The 20,907-nt window shown below is 51.2% G+C and carries 19 protein-coding genes and 1 tRNA gene; 17 read left to right on the top strand and 3 right to left on the bottom strand.

Annotation, left to right across the window (positions count from 1 at the left end):
- The first annotated feature begins 44 nt into the window (after positions 1-44).
- From B0F88_RS18390 to B0F88_RS18310, 17 genes are all read left to right on the top strand, one after another.
- Entirely contained in the window at positions 45-506 is a 462-nt protein-coding gene (locus tag B0F88_RS18390) for a regulatory protein RecX (protein ID WP_104425402.1), read from the top strand.
- Positions 507-741: 235 nt separating this feature from the next.
- Entirely contained in the window at positions 742-3,354 is a 2,613-nt protein-coding gene (alaS, locus tag B0F88_RS18385) for an alanine--tRNA ligase (RefSeq protein ID WP_181049956.1), read from the top strand.
- 14 nt (positions 3,355-3,368) lie between these two features.
- Complete coding sequence (locus B0F88_RS18380) at positions 3,369-4,595, top strand: aspartate kinase (protein WP_104425401.1); 1,227 nt, start codon at positions 3,369-3,371, stop codon at positions 4,593-4,595.
- A gap of 92 nt (positions 4,596-4,687) precedes the next feature.
- Positions 4,688-4,888 carry a carbon storage regulator CsrA gene (csrA, locus tag B0F88_RS18375; protein ID WP_104425400.1) on the top strand — a complete coding sequence of 67 codons (201 nt, stop codon included), beginning with the start codon at positions 4,688-4,690 and terminating at the stop codon, positions 4,886-4,888.
- Positions 4,889-5,064: 176 nt separating this feature from the next.
- Positions 5,065-5,155: transfer RNA gene (locus B0F88_RS18370), tRNA-Ser, on the top strand.
- 338 nt (positions 5,156-5,493) lie between these two features.
- Positions 5,494-6,102: a PilZ domain-containing protein gene (locus B0F88_RS18365; RefSeq protein ID WP_104425399.1), complete on the top strand. Its 609-nt coding sequence runs from the start codon at positions 5,494-5,496 to the stop codon at positions 6,100-6,102.
- Positions 6,103-6,109: 7 nt separating this feature from the next.
- A complete protein-coding gene (birA, locus tag B0F88_RS18360; protein WP_104425398.1) occupies positions 6,110-7,108 on the top strand; it encodes a bifunctional biotin--[acetyl-CoA-carboxylase] ligase/biotin operon repressor BirA in 999 nt (332 codons plus the stop codon).
- Positions 7,105-7,839, top strand: a complete 735-nt coding sequence (locus B0F88_RS18355; protein WP_104425397.1) for a type III pantothenate kinase — start codon at positions 7,105-7,107, stop codon at positions 7,837-7,839. The genes birA and B0F88_RS18355 overlap by 4 nt, the downstream gene beginning before the upstream one ends.
- Before the next feature lie 165 nt (positions 7,840-8,004).
- Positions 8,005-9,234, top strand: coding sequence for a nucleoside recognition domain-containing protein (locus B0F88_RS18350; protein WP_104425396.1), 1,230 nt, complete (start codon positions 8,005-8,007; stop codon positions 9,232-9,234).
- Between the two features lie 175 nt (positions 9,235-9,409).
- Positions 9,410-10,699: a tRNA (N(6)-L-threonylcarbamoyladenosine(37)-C(2))-methylthiotransferase MtaB gene (gene mtaB / locus B0F88_RS18345; protein WP_104425395.1), complete on the top strand. Its 1,290-nt coding sequence runs from the start codon at positions 9,410-9,412 to the stop codon at positions 10,697-10,699.
- Positions 10,700-10,897: 198 nt separating this feature from the next.
- On the top strand, positions 10,898-11,134 hold the full coding sequence (locus tag B0F88_RS18340; RefSeq protein WP_104425394.1) for a DUF4160 domain-containing protein: 237 nt from the start codon (positions 10,898-10,900) through the stop codon (positions 11,132-11,134).
- Positions 11,115-11,387 (top strand): DUF2442 domain-containing protein, encoded by a 273-nt coding sequence (locus B0F88_RS18335; RefSeq protein ID WP_104425393.1) that lies wholly within the window; start codon positions 11,115-11,117, stop codon positions 11,385-11,387. Before B0F88_RS18340 ends, B0F88_RS18335 begins: the two co-directional genes overlap by 20 nt.
- A 179-nt stretch (positions 11,388-11,566) precedes the next feature.
- Positions 11,567-13,114, top strand: coding sequence for an AarF/UbiB family protein (locus B0F88_RS18330; protein ID WP_104425392.1), 1,548 nt, complete (start codon positions 11,567-11,569; stop codon positions 13,112-13,114).
- 85 nt (positions 13,115-13,199) lie between these two features.
- Positions 13,200-13,730: a flavin reductase family protein gene (locus tag B0F88_RS18325; protein ID WP_104425391.1), complete on the top strand. Its 531-nt coding sequence runs from the start codon at positions 13,200-13,202 to the stop codon at positions 13,728-13,730.
- Between the two features lie 39 nt (positions 13,731-13,769).
- Positions 13,770-15,254 (top strand): glycerol kinase GlpK, encoded by a 1,485-nt coding sequence (glpK, locus tag B0F88_RS18320; protein WP_104425410.1) that lies wholly within the window; start codon positions 13,770-13,772, stop codon positions 15,252-15,254.
- A 9-nt stretch (positions 15,255-15,263) separates the two neighbouring features.
- Entirely contained in the window at positions 15,264-15,611 is a 348-nt protein-coding gene (locus tag B0F88_RS18315; protein WP_104425390.1) for a hypothetical protein, read from the top strand.
- Between the two features lie 181 nt (positions 15,612-15,792).
- On the top strand, positions 15,793-16,137 hold the full coding sequence (locus B0F88_RS18310; protein ID WP_104425389.1) for a hypothetical protein: 345 nt from the start codon (positions 15,793-15,795) through the stop codon (positions 16,135-16,137).
- Between the two features lie 100 nt (positions 16,138-16,237).
- On the opposite strand, the gene B0F88_RS18305 is transcribed toward B0F88_RS18310, so the two are convergent.
- From B0F88_RS18305 to ispG, 3 genes are all read right to left on the bottom strand, one after another.
- On the bottom strand, positions 16,238-18,205 hold the full coding sequence (locus B0F88_RS18305) for a multicopper oxidase family protein (protein ID WP_104425388.1): 1,968 nt from the start codon (positions 18,203-18,205) through the stop codon (positions 16,238-16,240).
- A gap of 316 nt (positions 18,206-18,521) precedes the next feature.
- A complete protein-coding gene (locus B0F88_RS18300) occupies positions 18,522-19,082 on the bottom strand; it encodes a Uma2 family endonuclease (RefSeq protein WP_104425387.1) in 561 nt (186 codons plus the stop codon).
- Between the two features lie 51 nt (positions 19,083-19,133).
- Complete coding sequence (ispG, locus tag B0F88_RS18295; RefSeq protein ID WP_104425386.1) at positions 19,134-20,351, bottom strand: flavodoxin-dependent (E)-4-hydroxy-3-methylbut-2-enyl-diphosphate synthase; 1,218 nt, start codon at positions 20,349-20,351, stop codon at positions 19,134-19,136.
- Positions 20,352-20,907: the final 556 nt, after the last annotated feature.

Raw genomic sequence — 20,907 nt, 5'->3', positions numbered from 1 at the left:
GCTTTTCCTGGTGTAAGTAAAAAATGTATGATTTGTAGTCTGTCGTGAACGAAGCTACCAAGGAAATTCAGGAAGTTTGTCTGCGCCTTTTGGCTCGAAGGGAACACAGTCAGCAGGAGTTGCTGAACAAATTGGCGCTAAGAGGTTTTGACAGGGATGACGCGCAGCCTGTCATTGACGAACTGGCCGGGCAAGGCTGGCAGGACGATCTAAGATACGCCGAAAGCTATGCCCGGTTTCGTATCCAGAAAGGCTACGGGCCTATACGCGTAAGGCATGAACTTAAACAACACGGTATAGCGGCGTTCGATCTTGAAAGCATCGTGCAGGAAGAAGCTGGCAGTTGGATGGCGCTGCTGGAACAGGTTTACAGCAAAAAATATACCCATGACACTGCGCTGGATCGCAATGAGTGGGCGAAACGCAGCCGGTTTCTATTGCAGCGCGGGTTTTCCGGCGCAATGATCAATGCGTTGTTTGATCAGTTGAATATTAGATTTTTCTAGGTTTTGAACAGGCTTAACGTCGCGCAATACTGCTGACTTAAGAGTGTAAGCCCCTTCTCCCTCAGGGATGCCTACATGGATGTAGGTAGTAGAGCAACGCAGGAGCAGTTGCCGAGAAGGCTGGGATGAGGAGGATGGAAATAAGTTTTTTCCTGTGTTGATTTCCCCTCACCCAACCCTCTCCCGCTGGAGAGGGCTTAGTGCAACCCGATTTTTTTAAAAGCATTTATTTATTATGAAAAAGATGACAAGCGCCCAGTTGCGCACCGCTTTTCTGGAATTCTTTCGCGAACGGGGGCATTCCGTGCAGCCTTCAAGCTCGCTGATTCCGGGCAACGATCCGACCTTATTGTTCACCAATGCCGGCATGGTGCAGTTCAAGGATGTGTTTTTAGGCCGGGATCACCGCGACTATAACAGGGCTGCGACCAGCCAGCGTTGCGTCCGGGCGGGCGGCAAGCATAACGACCTGGAAAACGTCGGCTATACCGCAAGGCATCATACTTTTTTTGAAATGCTGGGTAATTTCAGTTTCGGCGATTATTTTAAAAAAGAGGCGATCCATTTCGCCTGGGATTTTTTAACCAAGGAACTGGAAATCCCGGCGGAAAAATTATGGATCACCGTTTTTGATGAAGATTCGGAAGCGGAAAAAATCTGGCTGGACGATGTCGGCATCGATAGGAACCGGTTCTCCAGAATCGGCGCCAAGGATAATTTCTGGTCGATGGGGGATGTAGGTCCTTGCGGGCCTTGTACCGAAATATTCTACGATCACGGCGCGGGCATTGCAGGTGGCCCTCCTGGATCGCCGGATGAAGACGGCGACCGCTATATCGAAATCTGGAACTTGGTGTTCATGCAATATGACCGTTCTGCTGACGGCTCGTTAACGCCGCTGCCGAAACCCTCGGTCGATACCGGCATGGGCCTGGAACGTATTGCGGCGGTGATGCAGGGCGTGCATAGCAATTACGAAATCGATTTATTCCAAAAACTGTTGAAAGCGGCGGCCGAATTGGCCGGTACTAACGATTTGACGCAAAGCTCATTGCGGGTGATCGCCGATCATATCCGCTCTTGCGCATTCCTGGTCGCCGATGGCGTGATGCCGTCTAACGAAGGGCGCGGTTATGTGGTGCGCCGCATCATTCGTCGCGCGATTCGGCACGGCTATCGTTTGGGTATCCGCGATGTGTTCTTTTATAAGTTGGTAGCGCCGTTGGCCGAGGAAATGGGCGAGGCTTACCCTGAACTTAAGGCCGCGCAGGCCCAGGTTGAGCGCGTCTTGAAAAAGGAAGAAGAACGTTTTGCCGAGACTCTGGAACAAGGCATGAAGATTCTGGAAGCTTGCGTCGCCAAGATGGAAGGCTCGGTTATTCCTGGCGATACCGTATTCCAGCTTTATGATACCTATGGTTTTCCCGTTGACTTGACCGCCGATTTTGCCCGTGAACATCAGTTGACTGTCGATCATGCCGGATTTGAAATGGCGATGACAGCCCAGCGTGAAAGGGCGCGGTCTGCGAGCAGTTTTGGTGCTGATTACGATCAGGACATCAAGCTCGATGTCGAAACCGAATTTACCGGTTACGAGCATCTTCAAGACCAAGTGCATATCATCGGGCTGTTCAAAAAAGGTCAACCGGTAGACAGTTTGCAGGATGGCGAAGAAGGCGTTGTTATTTTGGACAAAACGCCGTTCTATGCCGAGTCCGGCGGCCAGATCGGCGATTGCGGCAAAATCGAAGCCGATGGCGCGGTATTTGAAGTTACCGACACCCAGAAACAGGGCGGCAATCTGTTCCTGCATAAAGGTAAGTTGCTTAGCGGAACCCTGACCAACGGCCAGTTGTGCGATGCCCGAGTCAGCGAGGCGGACAGAAAGGCGACCGAGCTAAACCATTCGGCGACGCATTTGCTGCATGCCGCATTAAGGCAGGTTTTGGGCGATCATGTCGCGCAGAAAGGTTCGCTGGTTAATCCTGAGCGGCTGCGCTTTGACTTTTCTCATTTTGAGCCGGTTACGGCTTTTGAAATCAGCACCGTTGAACGGATCGTTAATGAGCAGATTCGGGCAAATAATTCCGTTAGCGCAGAGGTCATGGCAAAAGATGACGCGGTTAAAGCCGGGGCGATGGCCTTGTTCGGCGAAAAATACGGCGACGAAGTACGGGTTTTGAAAATCGGCGAATTTTCAACCGAGCTTTGCGGCGGTACCCATGTCGAGCGGGCAGGGGATATAGGCTGCTTTAAGATCATTAACGAAACCGGCGTGGCCGCTGGCGTCAGGCGTATCGAGGCGGTAACCGGCGGCGGTTGCTTTGATTTTATAGTCGGTCGCGACCATGCGCTAGCAAGCATTGCCGGGTTGGTCAAAAGCGCGCCGGAAAAAGCGCCGGAAAAAGTCGAACAGCTGATAGAGAAAAACCGGCTGTTGGAAAAGCAGCTGGAACGTTTGAATGCGAAGCTGGCCAGTTCTGCGGGTAACGAACTGGGCGCTCAGGCTGTTGATGTCGATGGCATCAAGGTATTGGCGGTCAAGCTCGAAGGCGTCGATCCCAAATCCCTGAAAGATATGGTCGATCAGTTAAAAAATAAATTAGGCTGCGCCGCTATTGTGTTGGCGGTCGTCGACGGTGACAAGGTCAGCTTGATTGCCGGGGTGACTAAAGACCGGATGGCTCAAATAAAAGCCGGTGATTTGGTGAATTTTGTTGCCACGAAAGTCGGCGGAAAAGGCGGCGGCAGGCCCGATATGGCTCAGGCCGGCGGCAATGATCTGTCCGGGTTGGCTGACGCATTAGCGCAGGTTCCGGACTGGATAAAGGCGCAACTAGGCGCATAAGAAGGTTTTATTAAATGGCATTATATGTATACAAATTCGGCGGCACCTCAGTAGGAAATGTCGAGCGCATTAAAGCAGTCGCCGAAAAGGTTAAGCAAGCCCACGATTCGGGTGATCAAATTGTCGTCGTGGTTTCCGCGATGAGCGGTGAAACTAACCGTCTGGTTGCATTGGCAAAAGACATGCAGCAACACCCTAACGAGCGGGAAATGGACGTGCTGCTGTCAACCGGCGAGCAAGTCACTGTTGCGCTGTTAAGTATGGCGTTGCATGAGTTGGGCTGCGATGCCTGCTCTTATACCGGCAGCCAGGTGAAAATCCTGACCGACAGCAGTCACACCAAAGCGCGGATACGCAAGATAGATGACGCACGCATTCGAAATCATCTTAGCGAAGGCAAGGTCGTGGTTGTGGCCGGTTTTCAGGGCGTGGACGAACACGGCAATATCACCACGCTGGGGCGCGGCGGCTCGGATACCACCGCTGTGGCGTTGGCGGCAGCCTTAAAAGCTGACGAATGTCATATTTATACCGATGTCGACGGTGTTTACACTACCGACCCGAGAGTGGAGCCGAAAGCCCGCAGGCTGGATAAAATCACTTTTGAGGAAATGCTGGAAATGGCAAGCCTGGGCTCGAAAGTATTGCAGATCAGGTCGGTGGAATTTGCCGGTAAATATAACGTTGCGTTACGCGTATTATCATCATTTAAGGAAGGTAAGGGTACGCTCATTACCTACGAGGAATCTCAAGTGGAAAGTGCTTTAATTTCAGGAATCGCGTTTAATCGGGATGAAGCTAAATTAACCATAACCGGCGTGCCTGATTTGCCGGGTGTTGCGTTTAAAATTTTGGGGCCGATTGCCGATGCCAATATCGAAATCGACATGATTATCCAGAACATAGCCGACGATGCGACTACTGATTTCACCTTTACGGTGCATCGCAATGATTATCAGCGGGCGAAAACCTTGCTGGATAAAACCTGTGCCGAGCTCGGAGCCAGGAATGTCACCGGCGACGACAGCATCGTCAAAGTATCGATTGTCGGCGTGGGTATGCGTTCCCACGCAGGCATTGCCAGTACGATGTTTAAGGCATTGGCTGATGAAGGTATTAATATTCGAATGATTTCAACATCCGAGATTAAAATATCGGTCGTTGTTGATGAAAAATATCTGGAGCTTGCAGTCAGGGCGCTGCATGCCGCATTTAAATTAGATCATGAAGTTGAATCTTAGACTTTATTTATAAGAAAAAGCTGCTATAATTGCCCGTCTTGGTTGGATGCTGTTTAAGAACAGTTCGTTTTTAACATATATAGGGAGTGGCCATGCTTATCTTGACTCGTCGGGTAGGAGAGACTTTGATGATTGGTGATGAAGTGACTGTCACCGTTCTTGGAGTCAAAGGAAATCAGGTTCGCATAGGTGTTAACGCACCAAAAGAAGTTTCTGTTCACAGGGAAGAGATCTATGAAAGGATCAAGAAAGAACAGAACGGGTCGACAGGATTGACCGGATCTGAAGAGTAAAATCGTAGCAGCGATTTCGATGAGCACTCTAGGTGCTCAACAGTACTAGGTACAGTGATAATTCAGTTTTTGTACCGTAGTTTTAGAGAAAAGGATTTATGTTTGTTTTTTGAGAGTCAAGCTCTTAAAATGTCTTTTGGCACAGGGTTGTAGCTTAAAGAGATAATCATGTATTTGGAGAGTTGGCCGAGAGGCCGAAGGCGCTCCCCTGCTAAGGGAGTATGTGCCAAAAGCGCATCGAGGGTTCGAATCCCTCACTCTCCGCCATCTTACGACATAGGGCCTTTTTAAATAAGGCTTAAAGTTTCAAACATACCCTCCAGTGTACTTTGAGCAATCCATAGCCGCGGATGGGTTCAAAAATATATCGCTAGATACCCTTTGCGGTAACCGTTCCACATCCTAATACTCACTCCGTCCGATTGGAATGCTTCGCCACTTTTATGAAGTTTATTGTTGTTTGAATTATAATCAGACAAACTGCGGGAAAGGCGGCGATATATCAAAGTTATTAAAAAACAAGCCTTTTCCAGACTTGGACCGGAGAAAAGCCGTATTGAGATGGATCCTAAATCATGGCAATAGAAATTTTAGAGGTTTAGATTATGGATAAGATCAATATGACCCAAACTGAAGATCGAAGACGTTTTTTCCGAATTGATGATGAAGTTAATCTGTTTTACAAAAAAATAGATGAAAAATTGGTGATCGAACCGCATCATCTTTCGGAAAATGTTTTGAACAGTTGTTCATTGTCTACAGCGCTTGCCGCGGTATCGCAGGAATCGGCAGTGCTACTGCACAGGCTGGAAAAAAACGAACCGGATGTGGCGGATTACTTAAGGATAATTGACACAAAAATCGAGCTTCTTGCCCAGGCTGTCATGATGCAGGGCTTTCAATTCAAGGAGAATGAGACCTGCAACGTTAACATCAGTGCGACGGGCATGGCTTTTAATTGCGAAGAACGGCTCGAAGAAGGCGATTACCTGGAAATCAAGATGCTGCTGGTATCCAGCATGGCGGTCATCGTGACCTACGGCAGGGTTGTTTATTGCAGAAAAAGCGAATCAGACGATAGTCAGCATCCTCATTTTATTGGCGTTAATTTCATCAATATGAAAGATGAGGACAGGGAAATGCTGATTAAATACGTGGTCAAAAAGCAATTGCACCAGATCAGGGATAAAAAACAGGCCGGCAATAAATCTTAAGTGATTTGTGAATATTTCAGATAAACAAAAAAAAATCCTTAGTTTGCTGGCTGACGGCGAGTTTCATTCCGGCACTGAATTGGCGGCCGAACTTGGAATCAGCCGTTCGGCAGTCTGGAAACAGCTGAGCGGCTTAAGCGATTTTGGCTTGCAACACTCGGCGGTCAGCGGTAAAGGTTACCGTTTGGACAACGCGCTGGAGTTGTTGGCGGCGTCGGAAATCAATGAAGCTGTTGACGACCGGGCCGGCGCATTAATTTCATCGCTCGAAATTCACGATCAAATCGATTCCACCAACCGTTATTTAGTGGAGCGCTCGCAACATAATGCCCTTTCAGGGGCCGTGTGCTTTGCCGAGCACCAAACGGCAGGCAAAGGCAGGCGTGGGCGGCAATGGGTTTCGCCTTACGGCAGCAATATCTACCTGTCGATACTCTGGCGCTTTCAACAAGGGCCTGCCGCTATTTCAGGTTTAAGCCTGGCTATCGGCGTGGCGGTGATCAGGGCGTTAAAACAGCATCAAATAGATGACATTGGCCTTAAATGGCCTAATGACATTTACAGCCAGGGCAAAAAACTGGGCGGTATTCTGGTTGAGGTCTCGGGTGAGACTGGCGGCCCGTGCAGCGCGGTTATCGGTCTGGGCTTAAATTTGTTTGTACCTGAAATGGAGGCCCAAAGTATTACTCAAGCCTGGACCGATCTTAGCAAGATCACCGGACAAACCCGGCTGTTCAGGAATAAATTGGCAGGCACCTTGTTGAACCATCTGCTGCCGGTTATTGCAGAATATGAAGGTGTCGGCATTCAAGCCCATCTCGATGAATGGCGTAGCTATGATTGCCTAACCGGCAAACCCGCTACCTTGTTTATCGGGCAGCAACAATTTGAAGGCATCGTGCAGGGTATCGACGATAACGGCATGTTATTGATCGAGCGCCCCGATGGCAGCGTACAGACGTTTGCTTCCGGCGAAGTCAGTTTTAGCGGTTCGGCGTTGCAATGAATTTGTTGATCGACATGGGCAATTCTCGGCTAAAGTGGGCGATGACAATGGCCGGTCAAATCATGGCGGGCCCGCCTTTGGCTAATGACCGGGTCGATCGGCAGGCGCTTATTAAACTCTGGAAAGGCATTTACCGTCCCCGGCGGATTGCAGTTTCCTGCGTCGGTGCAGGCCATTTGCTCGAACTGGTTCAATCGGTAGCGCGTGATCTTTGGCTGGATATAGATGTTATCCTGGTGAAATCTCAAGCGCAGGCGTTCGGCGTGATTAACGCTTACCAACAACCCGAAAAGCTTGGCGTCGACCGCTGGTTGTCTTTGGTTGCGGTTTGGCAGAAATATCACTGTCCGGCCTGTATAGTCGACTGTGGAACCGCTATTACCGTGGATTTAATCAATGCGGAAGGCAGGCATCAAGGCGGCATGATCAGCCCCGGCCTGATGTTGATGAAAAACGCCCTGGTTCAGGGAACCGCGGCGCTGAAATTTGACGATACGAATTATAGTTTCGAGCCGGCCAATTCTACCGAGGCCGCAATCTACAGCGGTACCTTGGCCGCAGCCGTTGGGTTGATTGAGCATGTCATGTCCAAACAGACCACAAATTTGCAACTGATTCTGACCGGCGGCGATGCCGAACTTATCGCCGGACAGCTTAACCTTGCCCCCTCTATCGTTGATAAGGATTTGGTGCTGCGCGGCTTGTTGTGTGTTCTGGAAGGGCGCACATGAAGTGGCTAACGTGGTGATGTTTCCCGTTTGGCGAAGCTAGAGTTTCACTTTTGAGGCATCCAATCTGGAGCTTGGGTGCCGACGCAAATATAAAACTTCGCCTCCTTCGTGCCTTCGTGGTAAAAATTCCTTAATTATTCCGCATGCTTAACTTATTCAACCATCGTGCTAAACATCATCTGGATATTCTTTTTTCTCGCCGCTTTTTGCACCGCGCTGTTCAAGCTGGTTCTCCTGGGCGACCAACAGGTTTTTGCGCAAATCATGGAAGCCATGTTTGCGTTATCGAAATCGGCTTTTGAAATAGCCTTAGGCCTGACCGGCGTGCTGGCCTTGTGGCTGGGAATTATGCGCATCGGCGAAAAGAGCGGTTTTATCCAGTTATTAACCGAAGGCCTGACGCCGTTATTCAGCCGGCTAATGCCCGATGTGCCCAAAGGCCATCCCGCTTTGGGCGCTATCGTGATGAATATTTCCGCCAATGCGCTGGGACTGGATAATGCCGCAACGCCGTTGGGCATCAAGGCGATGCAGGAACTTCAAACCCTCAACCCTAATCCCGAAACCGCCAGCAATGCGCAAATCCTGTTTCTGGTCATCAACACCTCAAGCGTTACGCTTTTTCCGGTCACGATTTTCACCTATCGCGCTCAGTTGGGGGCGGCCAATCCGACCGACGTATTCATCCCGATCCTGATAGCCACGTATATGTCCACCTTGGCAGGATTACTTGCGGTCGCCTTCGTGCAAAAAATCAACCTGCTGGATAAAGTGATCATGGCTTACCTGGGCGGCTTTACGGTGGTGGTCGGCGGCCTGCTGGCGTATTTTTCACGCCTGCCGCAACAGCAAATGCTGGAACAATCCGCGCTTATCAGCAACTTCATCCTGTTCTCGCTGGTCATTACTTTTATTCTCGGCGCTATCCATAAGGAGATTAACGCCTACGACGCATTCATAGAGGGTGCCAAAGAAGGTTTTCAGACCGCTGTCGGCATCATCCCTTATTTGGTCGCGATGCTGGTTGCGATCGGTGTGTTCAGGGCCAGCGGCGCGTTGGATTTGCTGGCCGATCTGGCGCGAGCCGCAGTGCATTACTTCATGCTCGACGACCGTTTTGTCGATGCGCTGCCCACCGCATTAATCAAGCCGTTCAGCGGCAGCGGAGCCAGGGCGATGATGATCGATACCATGAAGACGATGGGAGCGGATTCGTTTGCCGGACGTTTGTCGTCGATTGTGCAGGGTAGCAGCGAAACCACCTTTTATGTATTGGCGATTTACTTCGGCTCGGTCGGCATCAAACATATTCGCCATGCCGCCGCCTGTGGGATAATAGCCGACTTTGCGGGCATTGTTGCGTCCATATTTGTCGCCTACTGGTTTTTTGGCTAAAGGCTAAAGGCTAAAGGCTAAAGGCTAAAGCTAAAGGCTAAAGCTAAAGGCTAAAGCTAAAGGCTAAAGAACAATCCTTCGCCCTTTGTCTTTCGCCTTGTGCCTATAAAATTTTTATGAAAAAGCTCGGTTTTATCCTCGCCATCTGTATTCTAATTTTTATCATTATTGCTCAATGAAAGTTCACCTTAAAACACTCGGCTGCCGCCTTAACGAAGCCGAACTGGAAACCTGGGCGCAGGCTTTTCAAAAATCCGGCCATCAAATTACCAGACAGGCCGAAGCCGCCAATCTGATTGTGATTAATTCCTGCGCGGTGACCCAGGATGCGGCCAGAAAATCGCGCCAACTGATACGCCGCATACACCGGGATAACCCGCAAGCCAAGCTGGTCGTCAGCGGCTGTTACGCGACCTTGAATGAAGATGAGGCCGCGTCTTTACTGGGCGTCGACTTGATCGTCAGCAACAAGGATAAGGATCAACTGGTAGAAAAAACCCTGGCCGAACTGAACATGGACAGCATGCCCGTCCTGTCCACCGAACCGGGGGAAATATCGCTGTTCACCCGCGGCAGGCAGCGCGCTTTCGTCAAAGTGCAGGACGGCTGCCGCTACCGCTGCACATTCTGCATCGTGACCGTCGCGCGCGGCATCGAGCGCAGCCGTCCCGTACAGTCGGTCATCGACGAAATCAATGCGCTGCACCAACAAGGTATCACCGAAGTCATTTTGACCGGCGTGCATTTGGGAGGCTACGGCAGCGATCTGGGCAACAACCTGTCCGATCTAATCAAAGCCATCCTGGCCGAAACCGACATTCCGAGGCTCAGATTAGGCTCACTGGAACCGTGGGAATTGCCGGACGATTTTTTCGAGCTGTTCCACAATCCGCGCCTGATGCCGCATTTGCATTTGCCCCTGCAAAGCGGTTCGGACACCGTGCTGCGTCGTATGGCTAGGCGCTGCAAAACCGAGGAATTCGCCGCCATCGTCAAGCAATTGCGCGCGCAAATCCCGCACTTTAATATCACTACCGATATTATCGTCGGCTTCCCCGGCGAAACCGAGCAGGAATGGCAGGAGAGCTTCAACTTCATCAAGCAGATCGGCTTCGGCCATATTCATATCTTCACCTATTCCAGCCGCGCAGGAACCAAAGCCGCAAGCCTGCCGGATCAGTTGAACAATGAAATCAAAAAACAGCGCAGCAGGCAGCTGCATGAGTTGGCTGATGAAATGAAACTGAAGTTTTTCGCGGATAATGTAGGCAATGAATTCCCGGTATTATGGGAAGGCTACAGCGAAGCGTTGGCCGATAACAAACAACGGGTGTTCGGTTATACGCCGAATTACCTTAAGGTCGGCTGCGTGATCGGCAACGATGTGTCGGTAGAGAACCGGACGCTTAACTGCGTGATAACCGCAGTTGATGAGAGTTGTGTTTTGGGGGAGTTAGTGGAGTAATTGATGTTACGCAATAACTAAAAAAATTTCACCGGGAAAGACACGAAGAAAACAGTATTCCCAAGCTCCAGAGACTATGAAAGCAGCCAACCCCGGATTGGCTGTAGGCCATTTTCTGTAGAGTTTATTTTAAAAGCATGAATTTAGCCTTATACTTTTCCAGAATCAAATACTTAAATCAGCGCTGTTGTCAAGCTTATGCCAACAATTTTAAGAATTGGCAGTTTACGCTTTCATTTTTACTCTGATGAAGGCTCTGAGCCGCCCCATATTCATGTGCGTAATGCGGGTAATGAATGCAAGTTTTGGCTAGATCCTGTGGCTTTGGCTCGTAATCGAGGCGTATCTCCTCCTGATTTACGAGAAATCGAACGACTTGTTTTTGAACATCAACAAACCTTAATTGAAAAATATTATGAATACCACGGACATTGAAATAGAGCCTGTTGCTATTAAGGCTTGGGCTGAAAAAAGAATGATTTATCTGGAATTAACCGATGGACGTATTATCGGTTTTCCCGCCGATCGTTATCGGATTCTCAGCCAAGCCTCTGAAAACCAGCTTCAGCAAGTTCAGATTGAAGTCGACGGCTATGCCTTAAGATGGGAGGAGCTGGATGAAGACTTAACAGTCGCCGGTGTCATGGCCGGAAGATTTCAATTGCCTTTGCCTAGCCGGGCTGCTTAATTGCGTATGTCGGGCTGCTCTTTTTATGCCCGACATTTTAGTGGTTAAGCACCGTTGCCGATTTCGACTTTGCTCCCGTCCATTCAACCACCGACTATGAAATGTCGGGCAACGAAAAGCTGTTTCCCGATCTACATATTTACAAGCCTACATTATAAAAACCGCAAAAACCAACTAATGTGACTATCCTCAACACAGCAAAACGCGCCCTGCATTTTCTCCGCATCGGGCTGGCGGCCAAAAAACTGCAACGCACCCAGAACGAGACTGAACGCCTGCTCGCCAAACGCGCGCTGGCCGGGTTGTTTGCCGATGCGCGCGGGATCACCATGAAAGTCGGCCAGTTGTTTGCCGGTACCGATGGCGCGACGCCCTTTCAGGAGCTCGTCGAAGGCATAGAGCCTTTACCGCTAAAAGCCATGATCCCGCTGCTTGAAAAAGAGCTAGGGCAAAAAGTCAAAAGCGTTTTCCGCTCGATCGCCCCGGCTATCGCTGCGGCTTCATTAGGGCAAGTGCATCTTGCCGAACTTAAAAACGGAGACAAGGTGGCGGTCAAAATCCGCTATCCCGATATTAGCGATGCGGTCGATGCCGAACTGCGCCTGGTCGGCTTGATGCCCGGCGTGGGGCCGGTCAACCGCTGGGGTTTCGATCTTGACGCTTATAAAAGAAGCCTGCGCGACAATATGCAGCGCGAGCTTGATTACCGCTCGGAAGCCCAGAGGCAGGATTATTTCGGCCGTGCTGTACAAGTGCCGGGATTGCAGGTTCCAAAAGTGTATATGGATTTATGCCGTGAACGCGTTCTGGTGCAAAGCAGGGCGGAAGGCGTGCTGATCGACAAGGCCGCTAACTGGCCGGAACGGGATCGCCTGGCTATCGGCCAAACGCTGGTGACCACGCTGTTTAAAAGCCTGTTTGTTGCGGGCGAAGTGCATGGCGATCCGCATCCGGGCAATGTTTTTTACAGTCATGACCCAAACGGTCAAGCGTTAGTCACATTGCTGGACTACGGCTGCACGATTACCATCGCCGAACAACGCAGGCTGGCGCTGCTTAAGTTGATTGCCGGTTGCCGCGAACGCAACCCTACCAAACCGCTGGACTGTTTTGCGGCGCTGGGTTTCGACAGTAAAAAACTCAGCTATATCGGCGGTTCGCTGCCTGCCTTATGCCAGATTTTATTCCGGCCTTTTTTATTAAATCATCCGTTTAATCCCGAGCAATGGCAGCTAGGGCAGGGGGTTAACGATTTACTCGGCGATTACCGCTGGTGGTTCAGGTCGGCCGGGCCTTCCGACTTGTTCCTGCTGATGCGCGCCTTTCAGGGGCTAATCCAGCAATTACAACAGCTGGATGTCAACCTCGCCTGGTGGCCGCTGCTGCAACAAGCGGTAGGCAGGGACTTGATCGAGCGGGCAATGGCCTATCAACTGCCTGCTGTTGAGCTGCCGACGGCCACCGCGCTGAGCTTTGACCAGCAGGCGGCCAAGCTTTGTGTGCGCGTTACCGAAGGCGATGAGCAGCGCGTTTCGGTGGCGATGCCTGCCGAGGCGGTGCTGGATTTGGAGCATCTGATCCCCGAGGACGTATTGGAGCGCATCAAGGCTTCGGGAAAAATCGACCTCAAACAGTTGGCCGATTCTATCCGCGCCAACGGCATTATTCCTCGGCAGCTGTTTGTTTTCGAAGATGGCGGAAAAACATACAGGGTTTGGTTGGAGTAAGAACGCCGACAAATATCTTTAGGGTAAACTTTTCCGGCTCAGTTATTATGAAAGAAAGACATTTAACCAAAAAGCAGGAGTGATTATGCAAGAGCTTCCGTTGTCGAAAGTCTATCAATTGTTGGAACCGGGGCCGGTCGTTTTGCTGACCACTGCCGACAAGGGGCGGGCCAACGTGATGACCATGTCCTGGCATATGATGGTGGAGTTTGAGCCGCCGCTGGTTGCCTGCGTGGTCAGCGGCAACGATTACAGTTATGCGGCGTTGCGGGCAACCGGGGAATGCGTGATTGCGGTGCCGGCGGTAGAGTTGGCGACCCTTGTCGTTCAGGTCGGCAATTCCTCGGGCAGTAAAATTGACAAGTTTGATGCCTTTGCGTTGACGCCGCTGCCGGCTCAGCGGGTGGCGGCGCCGTTGATCGCTGAATGTTTCGCCAATCTCGAATGCAAAGTGACCGATACCGATCTGGTGAACAAATACAATCTGTTCGTGCTTGAGGTGGTTAAAGCCTGGATCGATCCGGCGCAAATTAATCCGAAAACCATTCATCATCACGGCTATGGCCGCTTTGTCGTGGATGGCGAAATGATCACGCTGGACTCGAAGATGCGGTAAGTGCGGCTGCGGAATTCCGTCTCCATCAAGGTGAAAACGATGAGCTATATTTTAGCGATAGACCAGGGCACCAGCAGTTCGCGTTGCGTTCTTTATGACCGGCAGGCTAATCCCGTTGCGATGGCGCAGCAGACGTTCACGCAACATTTTCCGCAGCCCGGTTGGGTCGAGCACGACGCCGAAGAAATATGGGCGTCGCAATCCGAGGTTTTTCGGCAAGTGCTGCGGGACGCGCAACTGGCCCCGGCCGATATTGCCGGAATCGGCATCACCAATCAGCGCGAGACTACGGTCATCTGGGAGCGCAGCACAGGCAAGCCGATTTACAACGCGATCGTATGGCAGGACAGGCGCACGGCTGATGACTGTATCGGGCTAAAACAGGCCGGAGCGGAAGCGATGGTTAAGGCTAAAACCGGCCTGCTGCTTGATGCTTATTTTTCGGCGACAAAAATCCGCTGGTTGCTGGATCATGTCGATGGTGCGCGCGGGCAAGCCGAGCGCGGGGAATTGGCGTTCGGGACGATAGATTCCTGGCTGGTCTGGAAGCTGACCGACGGCGAGCTGCATATCACCGATGTGTCCAATGCCGCCCGAACCTTATTGTTCAACATCGATACGATGCAGTGGGACGATGAATTACTGGTGCTGTTCGGCATACCCGCATCGTTGCTGCCGGCCGTCAAATCGTCCAGCGAGGTTTATGGGCAAACGCGCAACCAGGAAATAGGGGCGGGGATTCCTATCGCCGCGATTGCCGGCGACCAGCAGGCGGGGTTGTTCGGCCAGCTGTGCATCAACGCGGGCATGGCTAAATGCACTTACGGCACCGGCTCGTTTTTGATGATGAATACCGGGTTGCAAAGAGTCGCATCGAGTCATGGCCTGTTAACCACGATTGCATGGCAAATCGGCGATCAAATCCATTATGCGCTTGAAGGCGGCGTGTTTGTCGGCGGCGCGGTCATTCAATGGCTGCGCGACGGCTTGCAGTTGTTCCCGAATGCCGCGGATAGCGAACGGCTTGCCGATAGCGTAGACGACAATGGCGGGGTGTATTTCGTGCCTGCACTGACCGGCCTTGGCGCGCCGCACTGGGACCCGCATGCGCGCGGTGCGATCTTCGGCATTACGCGCGGCACAACCTCGGCGCACCTTGCCCGTGCGGCGCTGGAGAGTATTTGTTTTCAGGTCGATGAGGTATTGCAGCTGCTTTCTGTCGAAAGCGGCAGTCCGATTACCCAGTTGAGAATCGATGGCGGCGCGGCGGTCAACAATAGGCTGACGCAATTCCAGGCCGATATATCGTCTGTTGAAGTCGTCCGGCCTGCGAATCTTGAAACCACGGCTTTGGGCGCGGCGTATCTGGCCGGCATCGCCATCGGATTATGGACTGTCGACGAGCTTAACCGGAAATGGCGGACAGACCGGGCGTTTCACCCGCAAATGCCGCAGCAGGACGTTAAATCGTTAAAACACTATTGGCTTAAAGCCGTGCAAAGAGCGAAAAATTGGACTGAATAAGGCTATCGGATGAGTGAGACAAAACTTCGCGAATATGAAAATTTTCACATTATGCTGTGGCTTTTGAAAGATACCTGTTGGTTGATGGAATGGCGGCTTGAAGGCGTTTTCATGATCATGCCGACAGTTGCGGCGGCTTTTCACATCACCTGGCTGGGGCGAAAAAACGCCGCAAACCTGTTTCATAATTTGGCCGTCAGCAGCTGGATATGCGGCAATGCGATTTGGATGATAGGAGAGTTCTTTTTCAACGACAGTTTCAGGCCGTTTGCCAAGGTGTTTTTCAGTATCGGTGTGATGTTTTTGGCGGTGTATTATTTTGGCGTGCGGCCGAAAGAAAGGCGCTTGCGGCAATGAAAGCTGCAAAGTTGGGTTGATTTTTATCGATTGTTCCTGCCCCTTCGTCAACGCGCGGCCTCCTAACCTCCATTGGGTGTTAAACTGTTAAAAGTTCGGAGTGCAAACCTAGGGTTGTACTTCGCCGCTTAAAGGCAATAAATGACGCCAGTCAATCCACAACAGTCCACCATAAATAGAAATGATCAGTAACAGTCAAAAAATACAGATAGCAAAAAAATTCGCAGAGTTGCATCCAACGCCATTTGCCGCATGGACGCCCGATAAGGATTATCCGTCAGATGATGAACGTTATTTGGCTGTTTATGACAACCTTATTTTTGGCGTTTACGGTGATTGTTATGGGATTAACGCCGAGTATGATGAGGATGACAATTTAATACAGGAAGCTACAGAATTTGAAGTTGAGGTTGAAGGGTTTGAATCAAAATCCGGGCAGCCTGAAATATTTTCTTTTGAAATACACGGCGAATCGACAGGGATAAGCAAATTCATTGAAGAGCACGGCAGGCATGGCGATTGGTAAGGCTAGGCATGTTGAGTTTTGAAAGGGGCGCAATACGGCTAACGCCTATTGCGCCCTACAGGATTAAAATTTAATGCCTTGGCATCTACGGGCTATAAGGCTAGTGGCTGTGGCCTTTATGCGGCTTACCGGACTTGGCTTTCTTGCCGTGGGCAGGAGGTAATATCTCCACCAATTCCATCATGCCGTTATCCTCGTGGTTGACATTATGGCAATGCTCAACCAGCGCACCGGTGTAGTCCAGGGGTTGTTGTACAAACTGCACGACTTCGCCGTAATTGCCTGACGGATTGCCTCCTGTCAACCCGCCGGGGAATGAACAGCCGCCGCTTTCGGCGACGCCGGCGCAATTGACCAGTAGGGTATCGCGCCAGACCGGGAACGGATATTTCAACTGGCCTCGCGATACCAACTGGAACGAGTTGATGTGAATATGAAACATATGGGTATCGACAGCGCTTTGCACGGCCCATTTGTCCACTTGATTCAAGACGAGATCGCGCTGGCTGCGGACGGGATTGAACACCCTGCCGTTGACCACTGACGCGCCGCCGTCCTTGTCCGCATAAGTATTGGTGGTAAAGCCGTATACCACGCCCTGGGTCGGCAGCTGCGGGCTTTGCTCGGCGGTGATGGTCTTCGGTGCATTGAGTTTGTTAAGTTCCGCCTGGGTCGGAATGGCCGTGTTATAGGCTATATCGCTTTTGGAATCGGTGACCGATACGGTGAGAATCGGCGTTGCATTGGCGTATGCCGAGGCTTGGCATAATTGCCCGATTGGAAGTTTCGTGCCTGCAACGGTGGAATCGTACAAACCATAAGTGCCCGCGTTGGCGGGTGCCTGGACCATCATGTCCAGCCGTTGTCCGGCGGCCAAAAACAGCAATTCGTTGTTCAGTACATCATCGCCATTAATCGGAGTAGTCGCCGGCGTGAGGCCCATGATGACCGGCAAGTCGGTAGTGCTTGCGGTAGGACGTTGCAAAGGTACGCCATCGGTCGCCAGCACATAGGACGTGGGCGACGGCGCGGTCGTGCCGTTCAAAGGCAGCAAACACATCGGTACGACATTGCCGATGGTGCCGTTGATGACTCGCCAAAGCTGGACTTCATCGGTCCGCATGGAAATGGACGGCTGGAATTGCCCGTTGACCGATATGGCGTTGTTGATGACTTTTGGGGTTGGCAAACTCTGGCCGCCGAAAGCGCAGCCTGTATTATTGCCGTAAACGCTCATGCAGGTAATTTGATAAGGATCGGTGGAATCGCCTTTGTGGTCTCCATTGTATTGGACTTCCTGGAGCATCAGGATCTGCTCTTGGGCCTTCTTTACCGCCGGTAAACTTTCCAATCCGTGTTCAGGGTCTTCCATGATCAACGCCCCGGCAAAGCCGTCGGCCAAGTGCATCGATACCGCGCCGTGCTTGTGGGCGTGGTACCAATAAGTACCGGAGGGGTGATTGGACGGAATGTTATATGAATAGGGGTACTGGCCGATGACGCAATTTGCTTGGCCGCTTTCATTGCTGCAATCCTGAAGGACGTAGTCCGGGGTTCCCTGCGGGTAAATGCTGAGCAACACATTGTCGCTCGGACTGTTGGGGGATACATGCAAACCGTGCGTATGCAAATTGATCACATCGAAGCCGTGCGGATTGGTCATGCTATGGCTGCCGTCGCCTTCCGATTCGCTGTAGCCGAGGCTGTTTATCAGCTTAACATTCACTTTATCGCCGGGGCGGATGCGCAACGTGGGGCCGACCAGTAATCCGTTGGCTTGAGATGCTTGGGGTTTGCTGTCGGTCAGTTTAATGCCGCGCGCCTTGACTACCGGGTTGCTTTGGGTCGAGCCATTCGGTGTCGGCGAGGGGCCGGGCAGGGTATAGGCTTCGGATTTAACGTCCAGCTCAACCTTCAAGGATTTAGTTTGTTGGTCGGAGCTAACCGACTGCGGCAACTGTAATGGGGCTCCTCCGGCTAAAACAGCGGCCGGTGCGGCCATTGCTCCGATAATCGCCACGCCCGCCAGTTTTTTGGGGAGTAGTTTTCTTGTTGTTTTCTTTGGCATTTTTTCTTCCTCATAGTTTTATAATTAAGCCGGCTATTTATTATTCAGGTTGTTATAGCCGAATGCCGCATCAGCTAAGACTCCCAACGGGGCATAGCCAACGGCGCAGGTAAGTTACCATACTTCATTAGGAATCAAAAATGCATCAAACCGAAGCTATTGCGCTATGTTATGTGGATTTTTTGTCGGCGATTGCAAGAAAAAACAGGTGAAAATGTTAGGGCAATAACTTTGCTGCGGGAATGCGTTGGGTTACGGCGTAAAAAGACACGCCTCGGTAACTGTATCCATACAGTTGTAACCCAAACTACGAGTTTTATAGATAAAGCTCTTCCACTACCAACGTCAAATCAATTGACTCCAAGGTAACGGTCTGTTTTTCGGAGAAACTTTCACGCTGCCAATCGCTTCGGCGGCGGTAGATTTCCAGATAGGGCGAGTCTTGAGACAGTAGGACATACTCTTGTAAACGATCAATCGTTTGATAAGCCATGAGCTTTTCGGTGCGATCGGTTCGCTGAGTGGAATCGGACAGCACTTCCACAATCAAACAAGGTTGTTCGTTGTAATAACGGTCGGTTTCTTCCTCGCAGGCGACTTGCACATCCGGGTAGTAAAAACGCACGTCGCTGCCGCGCTGAATCCTCACTTTCATGTCGGATTGAAACGGCTCGCAACGGGTGCCTTGCAAATGCTGTGACAGGCGCACATACAGTCGCCCGCTAATACGGTTATGGTCGCGACTGGTCCCGGTCATGGCATAAACAAGCCCATTAACATACTCATGCCGGGTCTCGGTATTATTATCGTTTTCCAGCAATAGATACGCTTCGGGCGTGACTATTGGATCGGGCAATACAAATGCTGGATTAGTCATATTGACTCCTTATCGGGGGACGATAATTTAACGCAGCCTCATTGACGGCAACTACGGCGCGTAGTGCGTTTCAATATAGCGTTGCACGATTTCCTGAAACTCTTCGGCAATCCGGTCGCCTTTCAGCGTGACGGTTTTTTCGCCGTCTTCATAAACCGGTGCTACCGGGGATTCGCCGGTGCCGGGCAGGCTGATGCCGATATTGGCGTTTTTGCTTTCGCCCGGACCGTTGACCACGCAACCCATGACCGCCACTTCCATGGTCTCAACGCCCGGATATTGAGTGCGCCATACCGGCATTTGATCGCGCAGATAGCTTTGAATGTCCATCGCCAGTTTCTGGAAATAATCGCTGGTGGTGCGACCGCAACCGGGGCAGGAGATAACCATCGGGGTGAACGACCTAAAGCCCATGGTTTGCAGGATTTCCTGGCCGACGATGACTTCCTGGGTTCTGGATGCGCCGGGTTCCGGCGTCAGCGAAATGCGGATGGTGTCGCCGATGCCTTGCTGCATCAACACCGATAACGCGGCGGCCGAAGAGACGATGCCTTTGGAACCCATGCCCGCCTCGGTCAATCCCAGATGCAGTGCATAATCGCAACGGCTGGAAAGATCCTGGTAGATATTGATCAGTTCCTGCACATTGCTGATCTTGCAGGACAGGATGATTTTGTTTTTGCCAAGGCCCAGTTCTTCGGCCTTGGCGGCGCTTTCAAGCGCGGATAAGACGATCGCTTTACGGGTGACCGCGGCCAAAGGCTCGGGTGTTTGCAGGCTTCTGTTTTCATCGAGCAAGCGGGTCAGCACGGCTTGATCCAAGCTGCCGCCGTTGACGCCGATACGCACCGGTTTGTCGTATTGGCAGGCAAATTCGATCATTTGCTGAAATTGCGGGTCACGGCTCTTGCCGCGGCCTACGTTGCCCGGATTGATCCGGTATTTGTCCAAAGCGCGGGCGCAGTCGGGATATTTTTCCAGCAGTTTATGGCCGTTAAAATGGAAGTCGCCGACGATGGGGGTTGAGTTGCCTTTTTTGTCCAGCTGGTTGCGGATTTCGGCAACGGCCGCAGCCGCTTCCTCGGAATTGACCGTGATGCGGACCAGCTCGGAACCGGCGGCGGCCAGTTCGATGATTTGGTTAACGGTCGCCGTAACGTTGGCGGTATCGGTATTGGTCATCGACTGAACAACGATAGGTGCGCCGCCGCCGACTTTAACATCGCCGACTAAAACTTGATGAGTGATTTTTCTAAGGCTAATGGACATACGCGGAATCTTTTGAAAAAGGTTACAGTTATCTGGAGAATGTAGTTAAATTATACGCCTATACAGGCTGTTGAGTAGAATTTAGTGTGAGGATAAATTATTTCTCCGGCATACAGGTTAGAAGGAACCTCGAAAAACCCTCGCATTTCGACAAGCTCAATACGAACGGTTCTAGGAAAATCAACCTGTTCCGTTCGTGCTGAGCTTGTCGAAGCATGAACGGAACAGGTTTTTCGAGGTTCCCTAGCGCCTGGACTGCCGGAAGCTCCTGGTAACGGTACCGACACCATCATTGCAGCAGGCGATATTGGCGTTAGTACGCAAGGCACAAGGCGAAAAAATCTATGCTTTTCGCCGTGCTGAGTAGTGACGAAAATCATTAAAAGTGAACAGCCTTTTTATTCATACTTAGATTCAACTCATAAGTGCAATCGGCACTAATCGGAAAAGAAAAAGGTTAGCTGATATAGTTTCACGCTTTTTTCAATCCGACCAAAGACGAGAAAGCGCATGAGAAACTATAAACAGCTAAGCCAAGAACAAAGATACCAGATTA

The organism is Methylobacter tundripaludum (assembly GCF_002934365.1).
Classification (GTDB): domain Bacteria; phylum Pseudomonadota; class Gammaproteobacteria; order Methylococcales; family Methylomonadaceae; genus Methylobacter_A; species Methylobacter_A tundripaludum_A.
This window is presented reverse-complemented; position numbering and strand designations above follow the sequence as displayed.